Origin of the sequence: Stenotrophomonas sp. TWI1149, from assembly GCF_039673155.1 — a bacterium.
Taxonomy (GTDB): domain Bacteria; phylum Pseudomonadota; class Gammaproteobacteria; order Xanthomonadales; family Xanthomonadaceae; genus Stenotrophomonas; species Stenotrophomonas maltophilia_AA.
The window spans coordinates 268,327-280,560 of record NZ_JBDJLB010000002.1 but is presented as its reverse complement, the minus strand read 5'-3'; the positions used below and the strand labels follow the sequence as shown (position 1 = coordinate 280,560).

Here is a 12,234-nt window from a genome sequence, read left to right as displayed (position 1 = left end):
CATCGAGGCGCTGGGTGGGGGGGGCGGCTTTTGGCTTCGGTGGGGTGTTGCGGCACACTATCGGCCTCTCCTTTGCAGTCTTTCCCCCATGAAAATCGTCGAAGTGCGCCATCCGCTGGTGCAGCACAAGATCGGCCTGATGCGCGATGCGTCCCTGAGCACCAAGGACTTCCGCGAGCTGGCCAATGAACTCGGTGGGCTGCTGGCCTATGAGGCCACCGCCGATCTGGAGACCGAGGCCCACACCATGGCCGGCTGGGCCGGGCCGGTGACGGTGCAGCGCATCGCCGGGGCCAAGATCACCGTGGTGCCGATCCTGCGCGCCGGCCTGGGCATGCTCAGCGGCGTGCTCTCGCTGATCCCGGCCGCGCGCGTGAGCGTGGTCGGCCTGCAGCGCGATGAGGAAACCCTGCAGCCGGTGCCCTACTTCGAGCGCCTGACCGGCCGCCTGGAAGAGCGCGATGCGCTGATCCTGGACCCGATGCTGGCCACCGGCGGCACCCTGATCGCCACCATCGACATGCTCAAGCGCGCCGGTGCCCGTCGCATCAAGGGCATCTTCCTGGTCGCCGCACCGGAAGGCATCGCCGCGGTGCAGGCCGTGCATCCGGACGTGGAGATCTTCACCGCCGCGATCGACGCCCAGCTCAACGACAAGGGCTACATCCTGCCGGGCCTGGGCGATGCCGGCGACCGCATTTTCGGGACCCGCGTGGTCGGTTGATCCCGGCGTCTGCAGCGGCGGCCGTCACCGGCCGCCGGTGCTTCACATGGTTTAGCGATGGCCGGGATGCGTCGAGGGTGCCGTGCCGACCAACGGTCGGCACCTACCGGTGTGGTTGCGCAGGCGTTACGCCAGCGCGCGGGCCTTCAGTTCGCCCTGTTCGTGCACGGTGCCGAAGCGGCCCTTCTCATCGCGTGACACCTGCGCCAACGCGCAGTGCGGGTCATGGGTGAAGAACAGATGGACGTTGCGGGCGAACTTGTCTTCCAGGAAGCTGCGCTTCTCGTCGATCAGCAGCTCGGCGTTGCGGTCGTAGCCCATGGTGATCGGGACGTGCACCCATGAGCGGCCCGGGATCAGGTCCGCACAGAACACCACGCCGCCTCGCGGCTGACCCTCCACGGTCTCCGGCCCGATGATCTCCGCCAGCATCAGGCCCGGGGTATGCCCGTCGCTGAAGCTGAAACGCACGCTGTCGCCCAGGGTCTTGGAGTAAGGGCCATCGACGATTTCCAGCCGACCGCTTGCCTCCAGCAGGCCGGGCAGTTCCGGAATGAAACTGGCGCGGTCGCGCGGATGCGGATGCAGCGCGCGGGCCCAGTGCTCGGCCCCGACCAGGAAGGTCGCATTCGGGAACAGCAGTTCGGGCGAGCGGCCCTCGCTCCACGGCGCCAGCAGGCCGCCGGCGTGGTCGAAGTGCAGGTGGCTCAGTACCACCACGTCGATGTCTTCGTGCTCGAAACCCGCCTCGCGCAGCGATTCGATCAGCACGTGGCCGGGTTCCTGCACGCCGTAACGGTCCCGCAGTTTCGGCTCGAAGAAGGCGCCGATGCCGGTTTCAAACAGCACGGTCTTGCCGGCCAGCGGGCTGGCCAGCAGCGCGCGGCAGGCCAGCTCGATCCGGTTGAGATCGTCCGGCACTGCCCATTTTTCCCAGACCGCGCGCGGCGCATTGCCGAACATCGCGCCGCCGTCGAGTTTCTGCGAGTTACCGCGGATGGACCATAGTTTCATCCGCAAATTATCGTCGCGCGACCGTTAAATATTCGCTAGTCGTCGCCCATGAAAAAACCCCGCCACTGGGACGGGGTTTTTCGTTTCCGCACTCAATCAGTGCGCTTGGCTGACCTTGGCGCTGCCCACCGGATTGCGCGGATCGCTGCCACCGCTGAGCACGTTGCTGCGGCGGTCCCATTCCACGGTCTGCAGGTTGCCCCAGACGTGGCTGGAGCCGCGACCGCCGGCGGCGCTGTCGCCGGGCAGATCGATCTTGTGGCCCATCGCCTGGAGCTGCTTGATGGTATCCGCATCGAAGGTGCCGTCTTCGGCCTCGATCAGGTCCGGCAGCCACTGGTGGTGGTAGCGCGGCAGCGCGGCGACCTGCTGGGCGGTCAGGCCGTCGTCGTAGCCGAGGATGCCGAGCAGCACCATGGTGATGATGCGGCTGCCACCGGGCGTACCGAGCACCACGACCTTGTCGGCGGATTCCATGAAGGTCGGCGTCATTGAACTGAGCATGCGCTTGCCCGGCTTGGGCGCATTGGCCGCATAGCCCATCACACCGAAAGCGTTGGGCGTGCCCGGCTTCAGCGCGAAATCGTCCATTTCGTTGTTCAGCAGCACGCCGGTACCCGACGGAATCAGGCCCGAGCCGTACAGCAGGTTCACGGTCTGGGTCGCACCGACGCGGTTGCCCTCGCGGTCGATGATCGAGAAATGCGTGGTCTCGTCATCTTCCAGCGGGGTCGGGTTGCCCGACAGCAGATCGCTCGGGGTGGCCTTCTCCGGGTGGATGGTGGCACGCAGGCCCTGGGCGTAGTCCTTGCTGGTCAGTACCTTCTGCGGGATATCCACGAAGTCCGGATCACCGAGGAAGAAGGTGCGGTCGCGGTAGGCGCGACGCATCGCTTCCACCACCAGATGGGTGCGGTGGGCCTGGTCCATCGACTTCAGATCCCAGCCTTCCAGGATCTGCAGCATGGCGGCCAGCGCGATGCCACCGGAGGACGGCGGCGAGGCGGTGGTGATGGTCCAGTCGCGGTACTTGAAGGCGATCGGCTCGCGCAGCTTGACCCGGTAGCCGGCCAGCTCCTCGGCGGTCCAGTGGCCGCCGGCCTGTTTGACGCCCTTGAGCAGCAGCGTGCCGGTCTCGCCGCGGTAGAACCCGTCAAAGCCCAGGTCGGCCAGGCGCTCCATGGTCCGCGCCAGTTCCGGCTGGCGGAACAGGTCGCCCTCGGCGATCGGCTTGCCGTTGCGCTCGTACACCTCACGCGTGCCGGGATAGCGCTGCATCACCTCGCGCCGGGACTGATAGCCCTTGGCCATGCGCGCATACACCGGGAAGCCCTCGCGCGCGATGCGCATGGCCGGTTCCAGCGAGGTCTTCAGCGGCAGCTTGCCGTGCTTGGAGGACAGTTCCACCAGCGCTGCCGGCAGGCCCGGGATGCCGGCCGACCACGCACCGTTGACCGAACGGTCGCGGTCCAGCTCGCCCTTCTTGTCCAGGAAGGCGGCCGGCGTCGCGGATTGCGGCGCGGTTTCGCGCGCATCCAGCATCACATCCTTGCCGGTGGCGGCATCGTGCAGCAGGAAGAAGCCGCCGCCGCCGAGGCCCGAGCTGATCGGCTCGACCACCGCCAGCGTGGCGGAGACCGCCACCGCGGCATCGAACGCGTTGCCGCCCTTGGCCAAAATTTCCATGCCGGCTTCCGTCGCCAGATGGTGACCACTGGCGACGGCCACGCCATCCGGATGTCTGGCCAGGACCGCCTGCGCGGATCCGGCAGCCCAGGCACCCGGGGCCACCAGCAGGACGAGCAGCAACCAACGACGCGACAGCGTTCTCATTTCGGCAGAAACTCCGTGACATACAATTCGGGATGATCGCGCTGCAGCCCGCGCAGTTTGGCGAGCAGGGCGTCCTGGGTTTCCGGAATGTCCGGATCGGGATCGATGCATTCGACCGGGCAGACGACCACGCACTGGGGTTCGTCGAAATGCCCCACGCACTCGGTGCAGCGGGCCGGATCGATCACGTAGATGGTTTCACCCATCGAGATGGCCTGATTGGGGCAGGCCGGCTCACAGACGTCGCAATTGACGCAGAGCTCATTGATTTTCAGCGACATGGCGTTACTCCACGCCCGCGCCGGCGGATGAGAACCGGCCCACGCGGGCGCGCGGGCCGGTCATCGGTGACGCCCCTGCGGGCGCCACCCGGGCCGCGCACGAGGCGCGGCCGCCACTGCACGGGTTACTTGGCTTCGACGAAGATGTACTCGGCGCCGGTCGGCTGGATGATCGACTGGACGCGGGCGTTGTCGGCGGCCTTGCCGATGAAGACCACGCGCACACCCTTCATCGAGTCCGGCGAGACGTCCTTGAACACGGCCTGGATCATGTCGGCCATCTTGGCCGAGGCCGAGGAACCGAAGGCCAGCATGTTGCCCGGCTGCACGCCACGGGCGACGGCCTGGGTGGCGCTTTCGACCTGACGCTCATACTTGGCGGCGAATTCCGGATCCGATTCCGGCGAGAGGTAGTACAGGTACGGGCTGTTGCTGATGTTGCCCATGTTCTGCACGGCCACGGCCTGCAGGTACTTCTTCCAGCCGGCATCGTCATCGGCAGCCGGGGCGACCAGCGCCTGCTGGGCTTCGACGACCGGTGCGGCCTCTTCCTTCTTGCAGGCGGTGAAGGCCAGCGCGAACGACGCGATCAACATGGCACGCATGGTGTTGTTCATGGAATTCCTCCCTTGGTGATTCTTGGTATGTATGGGTCTGACAGGTACTACGCTTGGCCCGACTTCGCTTCACGGACCTTGCGCAGCGCCTCAAGCACGGCGGACGGCACAAAGCCGGACACGTCGCCGCCCAGGCGGGCGATCTCGCGGACCAGCGAAGACGAAATGAAGCTGTGCTGCTCGGCCGGGGTCAGGAACAGCGTCTCGACCTCCGGGATCAGATGACGGTTCATGCTCGCCATCTGGAATTCGTATTCGAAATCGGACACCGCGCGCAGGCCGCGCAGCAGCACCCCGCCCTGCACCGAGCGCACGAAATGCGCCAGCAGGGTATCGAAACCACGCACTTCCACGTTGCGGTTGTGGCCCAGCGCATCGCGGGCCAGCTGGACACGCAGCTCCAGCGGCAGCGTCGGCCCCTTGGACGGGCTCTGCGCCACGCCCACCACCACCTTCTCGAACAGGGGCGCAGCGCGGTTCACCAGATCGATGTGACCGTTGGTGATCGGATCGAAGGTGCCCGGGTACACGGCAATGCGGCGGTTGGCCACGGTCATACGTCAGCTACGCGTGTTGGTCTGGTGAAAGTGTAGCAGTGGCGCGCCGATACAGGGCAAAACGGACCTCCCGGGTGCCCCCCTCGCGGTGCAGCAGCCATCCGGTGGGGATCCGGAGCGTGAGATCGGCCGGGGATTCCACGTACAGCCAGCCATCGGCGGCCAGGTGGGCCGGCAGCGCCGCTATGACCGGGTCCCACAGCCCGTCGGCGAAGGGCGGGTCGACGAAGGCGATATCGGCCGGAACCGTCGGTGGCTGCCGCAGCCACTGCAGCGCTTCGGCCTGGACCACCTGCACCTGCGCCTGCGCACTCAGCCGGGCCACTGAATCGCGCAGATGGCGGCACAGCGCCAAATCGCGCTCTACCAAGGTGGCATGCGCGGCGCCGCGGGAGACCGCTTCCAACCCCAGCGCACCACTGCCGGCAAACAGATCCAGCACGCGCGCTCCACCCAGCCGTGGCCCCAGCCAATTGAACAGCGTCTCCCGCACGCGGTCGCTGCTGGGCCGCAGCCCGGGCGCAAGCGCGACCGGCAGCTTGGTGTTGCGCCACTTGCCCCCGATGATCCGAACCTGGCCCATTGCGGCCGCCGGCTGACGCGACTTCATGCGTGGCTCTTGGTTGAGTGGGTCGACGCGTGAAACGGAGGGAAACGGGTCATGGCACGAAGGTCTGGGGGGAAGGCGGTCCAATATTCTAATCGGTGGTACCGGGCGAGTGCGCTTCATGGACCAAACGCGACACGGGGCGATCTCATCGATAGATCTTGGACCCGCACCTCTGTATGGATGGGCGAGGAGCGTGGCATTCATACATCAATCTACTATTCCGCAAACCCTGAGCGCCCTTGTCGCTCGAAGCTTCGCCAGTACGCATGGCTGCGTCGCAACGCCTCTCATCCACCAATCAATGTTCGCAACCGGGTTGTCAATCGATTAGTAATTCTATGCATCGATGACTACCCAACATCGGCACAGCAAATAGCCTCACCAGTATCAATATAAATATATCATTGACAGGCTCGCAGTTTCGAGACGACGGGCGCTGCACAATCCCACTTGATTAAAGAGAATCCAATTGCCGCATCTGCGGCCTTCTGGACACTCACAATGAATAAACTCGCGATCACCCTGATAATTGCACTCCCAGTATCTGCAGCCCCTCCCACCTCTCAAAAAGATCGAGTAGAAAATACAGGCGAGGGGCGCACCATGGTCAGGACCACTGAGTGGCCGGACTTTGAAGGGGGCTTCGTCGCCGTCGAACAACGTTTATTGATCAACGAAGACGGGGATCCCACCTATCAGTATTCTCGCCAAAGCAAGGCAACGCAGCTCTACCATGAGGCCTTCTGCCTCGAAAAGAATGCGCAGCCGGCTGGAGGAGAAGCAGTGCTGAAAGGAAGTATTGCGGCCTGGATATGCGAGTTGGGCGATGAGAACAAGGCGCTCGACCCAGAAGTAGCTACCCCTCAAAACCCGGGGACGTTCATGGATAGATCAACCGATTATGTTTTTGCAAATGCACCCAATGGCTCAGCCCGCGTAGGCGTCAATTTCCACTCCACGGGCTCCATTCGCTACAGCAGCTCAATCTCCGGCTCCATGCGAGGTAGTGTTTCAGTCGATGGCGGGAGGTGTATAACCAATTTCTCGCAGTTTTATGCCAGCCCATTCAGCGGAAGTCATGTTGCAACCGCGATCTGTATCGTTCACGAGCCAAGAAGGGTGTCAACGAAAATGGAAGGCTGCGTCCCCCGCCTATGTGGCTCCGACAGTGGCTCGGTGACTATCAACTGAAGCAAGCGAAGTTGCTCCGTCACTCCAGAATGTTTAGTAGGTATTGAGCCGCATCATCAGCAAAAAGACGCTGGGCCATCAACGAAATAGTGTGATGTTCATTCACAATGACGACGGGGCGCGACCAGTCCAGGCGGAAGCGCCCCGCCTCTGCCCCATCAATACAGAAGGGCCGCGTCTGCCCACAAGACCGCGGGCTTCCGCCCGCATCATCAGGTTCCACGCAGGTCTACGCGCTGCTTCCACGCCCTTGAAAACCCGTGCCGCCACCCCTACCCCTTGAGCCAGCCGCCGCGCCGGGCGCGGCAATGTCCCAAGGAGCAACACGACCCATGACCGTGCAGACCCAAAAAGAAACCCTGGGCTTCCAGACCGAAGTCAAACAGCTGCTGCAGCTGATGATCCACTCGCTGTATTCCAACAAGGAAATCTTCCTTCGCGAGCTGATCTCCAACGCGGCCGACGCCTCGGACAAGCTGCGCTTCGAAGCGCTGACCCAGCCGGACCTGCTCGAGAACGACGGCGACCTGCGCATCCGCGTCAGCTTCGATGCCACGGCCAACACCCTGACCATCGACGACAACGGCATCGGCATGAGCCGTGACGAAGCGATCGCCCACCTGGGCACCATCGCCAAATCCGGCACCGGCGACTTCCTGCGCCAGCTCTCCGGCGACCAGAAAAAGGACTCCCAGCTGATCGGCCAGTTCGGCGTCGGCTTCTACAGCGCCTTCATCGTCGCCGACCAGGTCGACGTCTACTCCCGTCGCGCCGGCCTGCCCGCCAGCGAGGGCGTGCACTGGTCCTCGCGCGGCGAAGGTGAGTTCGACGTGGAAGGCATCGACAAGCCCGAGCGCGGTACCCGCATCGTCCTGCACCTCAAGGATGACCAGCGCGACTTCGCCGATGGCTGGCGCCTGCGCGGCATCATCAAGAAGTACTCCGACCACATCGGCCTGCCGATCCAGATGGTCAAGGAACACCACGGCGAAGACGCCCCGGCCGAGATCGAATGGGAAACCGTCAACCGTGCCAGCGCGCTGTGGACGCGGCCGCGTACCGAGATCACCGACGCCGAGTACCAGGAGTTCTACAAGCACGCCGCGCACGATCACCAGGATCCGCTGGCGTGGAGCCACAACAAGGTGGAAGGCAAGCTCGAGTACACCTCGCTGCTGTACGTCCCCGGCCACGCCCCGTTCGACCTGTACCACCGCGATGCGCCCAAGGGCCTGAAGCTCTACGTCCAGCGCGTCTTCGTCATGGACCAGGCCGAGCAGTTCCTGCCGCTGTACCTGCGCTTCATCAAGGGCGTGGTGGATTCCAACGATCTCTCCTTGAACGTCTCGCGCGAAATCCTGCAGTCCGGCCCGGTCATCGATTCGATGAAGTCGGCGCTGACCAAGCGCTCGCTGGACATGCTGGAGAAACTGGCCAAGGACAAGCCGGAGGTCTATGCCGGCTTCTGGAAACAGTTCGGCCAGGTGCTCAAGGAAGGTCCGGCGGAAGACTATGGCAACCGCGAGAAGATCGCCGGCCTGCTGCGCTTCGCCTCCACCCATGACGACAGCGGCGAGCCCAGCGTCTCGCTGGCCGACTACGTGGGCCGCATGATCGAGGGCCAGGACAAGATCTACTTCCTGACCGGCGACAGCCACACCCAGGTCAAGGACAGTCCGCACCTGGAAGTGTTCCGCAAGAAGGGCGTGGAAGTGCTGCTGCTCACCGACCGCATCGATGAGTGGCTGATGGGCTACCTCACCGAGTTCGACGGCAAGTCGTTCGTCGATGTCGCGCGTGGCGATCTGGACCTGGGCGCGCTGGAAAGCGCCGAAGACAAGCAGGCCCAGGAAGCCGTCGCCAAGGACAAGCAGGCGCTGGTGGACCGCATCAAGGCCGCGCTGGGTGACGACGTCGCCGACGTGCGCGTTTCGCACCGCCTGACCGATTCGCCGGCGATCCTGGCGATCGGCGAACAGGACCTGGGCCTGCAGATGCGCCAGATCCTGGAAGCCAGCGGCCAGAAAGTGCCTGACAGCAAGCCGGTGTTCGAGTTCAACCCGGGCCATCCGCTGATCGGCAAGCTGGACCAGGAAGGCGATGCCGCGCGCTTCGACGACCTGAGCCGCGTGCTGTTCGACCAGGCTGCGTTGGCCGCGGGCGACACGCTGAAGGACCCGGCGGCCTATGTGCGCCGGCTCAACAAGCTGCTGCTGGAGCTGTCGGCGTAACGGGCGCTACGGGAGGGTGCCGGCCACAGCGGCCGGCACACCGACCGGATCAGGCCCAGCGGTCCAGCAGGGTGCCCAGCATCTCGTCCTGACGGCGGACCACCGCCGCGTTGGCGGCAAACGCCAGCGCGGCTTCCCTGGCCGTCAACACGTCCGCGATCGGCGCATTGGCATCGTCCGGCGCGGCAACCACGGTGGCGGTGACGCCGCCTCCTGCCGCTGCCGTCTGTGCGACACCCAGCCGGGCGGTCTCCGTGACCGGCAGCCGTGCCACGTTGGAGGCTGCGGCCTGCACGCCCAGCGAGGCAGCGCGCATGCCTGAGCTGGCAATGGACATCACGCTCATCGTTCACCGTTTCGCTGTTATGGCCGCACCCGCATGGCGCAGCCCTTCACAACAGGTAACGGCCGCATCGGCCATTACTTGAGTCCCGCCCCACCGCACCTCCACGCCCATGGGCATTCGAGGTGCAGTGGTAGCATAGCCCTCTGATTTCAGCGTCTTTTGCCAATGCTCAGCTTCTTCCGTCGCAAAAAGCCCCAGGACGCCCCGCAAGAGGCGGCCAAGACCCAGCATTACTCCACCGAGGAGCTGGCTGCCGCGTTCCCGCAGGCCACTCCCGAGCCTGCGGCACCGCCGGCGCCTGCGCCGCTGCCGCCCGTGGTGGAAACCCCTGTTCCCGCTGCCGAGCCGGCCGCTCCGGTAGAGCGCGTGATCGCGCCGACGCCGGTCGTGCCTGCGCCTGTGGTTCCTGCGCCGGTTGTGCCTGCCCCTGTGGTGCCTGCCCCCGTGGTGGCTGCGCCGCTGGCACCGGCCCCGGTTGCGCCCGCACCCGTGGTGGCTGCTCCGGTTGCGCTGGAACCGATCGTGCCCGCCCCTGCGGTGACCGCACCGGTTCAAGCACCGATCGCACCGGTAAGCGCACCCGCCCCCGCTGTCGTCGCGCCGCCGGCCGTCACCCCGACGGCTCCGGTTGCTCCAGCCCCGGTCGCCCCGATCACCCCGGTCGCCCCGACCATCGTGACCGAGCGCCCGACCTCCCAGGACATGGCTCCCGCCGCCGCCGGCAAGAGCGGCTGGCGCGAGCGCCTGCGCAACAGCGTGATCGCACGCAGCTTCGGCGGCCTGTTCTCGCGCAATCCCAAGCTCGATGACGACCTGCTCGACGAGCTGGAAACCGCGCTGATCACCGCCGATGTCGGCGTCGGCGCGACCACCGCGCTGGTCGAAGGCCTGCGCAAGCGGATGAAGGCGCGCGAGTTCACCGATGCCAATGCGCTGCTGACCGCGCTGCGCGCCGAACTGATCGCGATCCTGCAGCCGGTCGCCAGGCCGCTGGTCATCGACCGTACCGCCAAGCCGTTCGTGGTGCTCACCGTCGGCGTCAACGGCGTCGGCAAGACCACCACCATCGGCAAGCTGGCCAAGCGCTTCAAGGACGACGGCCATAGCCTGATGCTGGCCGCCGGCGATACCTTCCGTGCCGCTGCCGTCGCGCAGCTGCAGGCCTGGGGCGAACGCAACGGCGTCGCCGTGGTCGCGCAGGGCCAGAACGCCGATGCGGCCTCGGTCGCCTTCGATGCGCTGCAGGCCGGCAAGGCCCGCGGCACCGAAGTGCTGATCGCCGATACCGCCGGCCGCCTGCACACCCAGGCCGGCCTGATGAACGAGCTGGGCAAGATCCGTCGCGTGCTCGGCAAGATCGATCCCGATGCCCCGCACGAAGTGCTGATGGTCATCGATGGCACCACCGGCCAGAACGCGCTGTCGCAGCTGCGTCAGTTCCATGCGGCGGTCAACGTGACCGGCCTGGTGGTGACCAAGCTGGACGGCACCGCCAAGGGTGGCGTGGTGTTCGCGCTGGCCCGTGAGTTCGGCATTCCGATCCGCTTCTGCGGCATCGGCGAGCGCCCGGAAGACCTGCGCGTGTTCGATCCGGAAGCCTTCGTCGACGCGCTGCTGCCGGAAGCACTGGGCGGCTGAGCCGATGCAGCCACGCATGGCGTGGCTCTCCCCCTTCCTCCGGAACCTGCATGACCCGCCAGCCTCCCGCCAGCGCCCCGGTGCCGACCGACGATGTCTTCGTCGCGCGGCTGCTGCACTGGTTCGACGACCACGGCCGGCACGACCTGCCGTGGCAGCACCCACGCACCCCGTACCGGGTGTGGCTGTCGGAGATCATGCTGCAGCAGACCCAGGTCGGCACGGTCATCCCGTACTTCCTGAAGTTCCTCGCCGTGTTCCCGACCCTGCCCGACCTGGCCGCGGCCAGCAATGATGCGGTGATGGCACAGTGGGCCGGGCTCGGGTACTACGCCCGCGCACGCAACCTGCATGCCGCCGCACAGCGCTGTGTCGAACTGCACGGCGGCGAGTTGCCGCGCGATTTCGATGCGCTGCACGCGCTGCCCGGCATCGGCCGCAGCACTGCGGGCGCGATCCTCAGCCAGGCCTGGAATGATCGGTTCGCGATTCTCGACGGCAACGTCAAACGCGTGCTGACCCGCTACCACGGCATCGAGGGCTTCCCGGGGCTGCCGACGATCAAGAAGCAGCTGTGGGCGGTGGCCGAGGCGCACGCGGCGCAGGTGCCCGCATCGCGCATGGTCGATTACACCCAGGCGCAGATGGACCTCGGCGCCAGCGTCTGCAGCCGCAGCAAGCCCGCCTGCGTGATCTGCCCGCTGCAGGCCACCTGCGTGGCGCGTCGCGAGGGCCGTACCGATCAACTGCCGACGCCCAAGCCGGGCAAGACCCTGCCCGAACGCGAGGCGGTGGCGGTGCTGCTGCGCGATGCGCGCGGCCGGGTGCTGCTGCAGAAGCGTCCGGACACGGGGATCTGGGCACAGTTGTGGACCCTGCCCCAGGCCGACAGCGGGGTCGCGCTGCAGGACTGGTTCGACGCGCACATTGAGGGTTCGCTGGACGATGCCGAGCCGCTACCGGTGCTGGAACACACCTTCAGCCACTACCGGCTGCACCTGCAGGTGCTGGTGGCAACGGTGCAGGGCCTGCGCAACGAGGCCGAGGGGCTGCGCTGGGTCGCTGCCGAAGAACGGGTCACGCTGGGCCTGCCCGCGCCGATCCGCAAGCTGCTGGAGACCGGTGCACCGCCCGCTCAGCCCAAGCGCCGTACAATGCGGCGCGCAGCAACATCCCAAGACATCGAGTAACG

At 65.9% G+C, this 12,234-nt stretch carries 12 protein-coding genes; 5 read left to right on the top strand and 7 right to left on the bottom strand.

The genetic code is table 11. The annotated features are described in order from the left end of the window. The first annotated feature begins 88 nt into the window (after positions 1 to 88). A complete protein-coding gene (gene upp, locus ABE424_RS03465; RefSeq protein WP_346477916.1) occupies positions 89 to 724 on the top strand; it encodes a uracil phosphoribosyltransferase in 636 nt (211 codons plus the stop codon). Positions 725 to 850: 126 nt separating this feature from the next. Here the strand turns inward: upp and ABE424_RS03460 are convergent, their stop codons facing one another. The 6 genes from ABE424_RS03460 to rsmD all read right to left on the bottom strand — a co-directional run bounded on the left by ABE424_RS03460 (position 851) and on the right by rsmD (position 5,636). Further along, positions 851 to 1,738, bottom strand: coding sequence for an MBL fold metallo-hydrolase (locus ABE424_RS03460; protein ID WP_346490846.1), 888 nt, complete (start codon positions 1,736 to 1,738; stop codon positions 851 to 853). Between the two features lie 96 nt (positions 1,739 to 1,834). Further along, on the bottom strand, positions 1,835 to 3,571 hold the full coding sequence (ggt, locus tag ABE424_RS03455; protein WP_346490845.1) for a gamma-glutamyltransferase: 1,737 nt from the start codon (positions 3,569 to 3,571) through the stop codon (positions 1,835 to 1,837). Continuing rightward, positions 3,568 to 3,852 (bottom strand): YfhL family 4Fe-4S dicluster ferredoxin, encoded by a 285-nt coding sequence (locus ABE424_RS03450; protein ID WP_019183239.1) that lies wholly within the window; start codon positions 3,850 to 3,852, stop codon positions 3,568 to 3,570. The genes ggt and ABE424_RS03450 overlap by 4 nt, the downstream gene beginning before the upstream one ends. A 125-nt stretch (positions 3,853 to 3,977) precedes the next feature. Further along, positions 3,978 to 4,469, bottom strand: coding sequence for a hypothetical protein (locus tag ABE424_RS03445; protein ID WP_070427135.1), 492 nt, complete (start codon positions 4,467 to 4,469; stop codon positions 3,978 to 3,980). Between the two features lie 47 nt (positions 4,470 to 4,516). Then, on the bottom strand, positions 4,517 to 5,026 hold the full coding sequence (coaD, locus tag ABE424_RS03440; protein WP_019183241.1) for a pantetheine-phosphate adenylyltransferase: 510 nt from the start codon (positions 5,024 to 5,026) through the stop codon (positions 4,517 to 4,519). 7 nt (positions 5,027 to 5,033) lie between these two features. Beyond that, entirely contained in the window at positions 5,034 to 5,636 is a 603-nt protein-coding gene (rsmD, locus tag ABE424_RS03435) for a 16S rRNA (guanine(966)-N(2))-methyltransferase RsmD (RefSeq protein ID WP_346490844.1), read from the bottom strand. 501 nt (positions 5,637 to 6,137) lie between these two features. Here rsmD and ABE424_RS03430 point away from each other — a divergent pair. Both ABE424_RS03430 and htpG read left to right on the top strand, forming a co-directional pair. After that, positions 6,138 to 6,827 (top strand): hypothetical protein, encoded by a 690-nt coding sequence (locus ABE424_RS03430; protein ID WP_346490843.1) that lies wholly within the window; start codon positions 6,138 to 6,140, stop codon positions 6,825 to 6,827. Positions 6,828 to 7,159: 332 nt separating this feature from the next. Continuing rightward, positions 7,160 to 9,058, top strand: coding sequence for a molecular chaperone HtpG (htpG, locus tag ABE424_RS03425; protein WP_346490842.1), 1,899 nt, complete (start codon positions 7,160 to 7,162; stop codon positions 9,056 to 9,058). Positions 9,059 to 9,107: 49 nt separating this feature from the next. Here htpG and ABE424_RS03420 read toward each other — a convergent pair whose 3' ends face one another. Then, positions 9,108 to 9,404 carry a hypothetical protein gene (locus tag ABE424_RS03420; protein WP_346490841.1) on the bottom strand — a complete coding sequence of 99 codons (297 nt, stop codon included), beginning with the start codon at positions 9,402 to 9,404 and terminating at the stop codon, positions 9,108 to 9,110. 165 nt (positions 9,405 to 9,569) lie between these two features. Between ABE424_RS03420 and ftsY the strand changes: the two genes are divergently transcribed. Both ftsY and mutY read left to right on the top strand, forming a co-directional pair. Further along, positions 9,570 to 11,042: a signal recognition particle-docking protein FtsY gene (ftsY, locus tag ABE424_RS03415; RefSeq protein ID WP_346490840.1), complete on the top strand. Its 1,473-nt coding sequence runs from the start codon at positions 9,570 to 9,572 to the stop codon at positions 11,040 to 11,042. A 50-nt stretch (positions 11,043 to 11,092) separates the two neighbouring features. Then, positions 11,093 to 12,232 carry an A/G-specific adenine glycosylase gene (gene mutY / locus ABE424_RS03410; protein ID WP_346490839.1) on the top strand — a complete coding sequence of 380 codons (1,140 nt, stop codon included), beginning with the start codon at positions 11,093 to 11,095 and terminating at the stop codon, positions 12,230 to 12,232. The last annotated feature ends 2 nt before the right edge of the window (positions 12,233 to 12,234 follow it).

Coding starts and splice junctions, on each gene's coding strand:
- mutY (WP_346490839.1), top strand. CDS start 11,093: ATGACCCGCCAGCCTCCCGCCAGCGCCCCGGTGCCGACCGACGATGTC.
- ABE424_RS03420 (WP_346490841.1), bottom strand. CDS start 9,404: ATGAGCGTGATGTCCATTGCCAGCTCAGGCATGCGCGCTGCCTCGCTG.
- upp (WP_346477916.1), top strand. CDS start 89: ATGAAAATCGTCGAAGTGCGCCATCCGCTGGTGCAGCACAAGATCGGC.
- ggt (WP_346490845.1), bottom strand. CDS start 3,571: ATGAGAACGCTGTCGCGTCGTTGGTTGCTGCTCGTCCTGCTGGTGGCC.
- rsmD (WP_346490844.1), bottom strand. CDS start 5,636: ATGAAGTCGCGTCAGCCGGCGGCCGCAATGGGCCAGGTTCGGATCATC.
- htpG (WP_346490842.1), top strand. CDS start 7,160: ATGACCGTGCAGACCCAAAAAGAAACCCTGGGCTTCCAGACCGAAGTC.
- ABE424_RS03460 (WP_346490846.1), bottom strand. CDS start 1,738: ATGAAACTATGGTCCATCCGCGGTAACTCGCAGAAACTCGACGGCGGC.
- ABE424_RS03430 (WP_346490843.1), top strand. CDS start 6,138: ATGAATAAACTCGCGATCACCCTGATAATTGCACTCCCAGTATCTGCA.
- ABE424_RS03445 (WP_070427135.1), bottom strand. CDS start 4,469: ATGAACAACACCATGCGTGCCATGTTGATCGCGTCGTTCGCGCTGGCC.
- ftsY (WP_346490840.1), top strand. CDS start 9,570: ATGCTCAGCTTCTTCCGTCGCAAAAAGCCCCAGGACGCCCCGCAAGAG.
- ABE424_RS03450 (WP_019183239.1), bottom strand. CDS start 3,852: ATGTCGCTGAAAATCAATGAGCTCTGCGTCAATTGCGACGTCTGTGAG.
- coaD (WP_019183241.1), bottom strand. CDS start 5,026: ATGACCGTGGCCAACCGCCGCATTGCCGTGTACCCGGGCACCTTCGAT.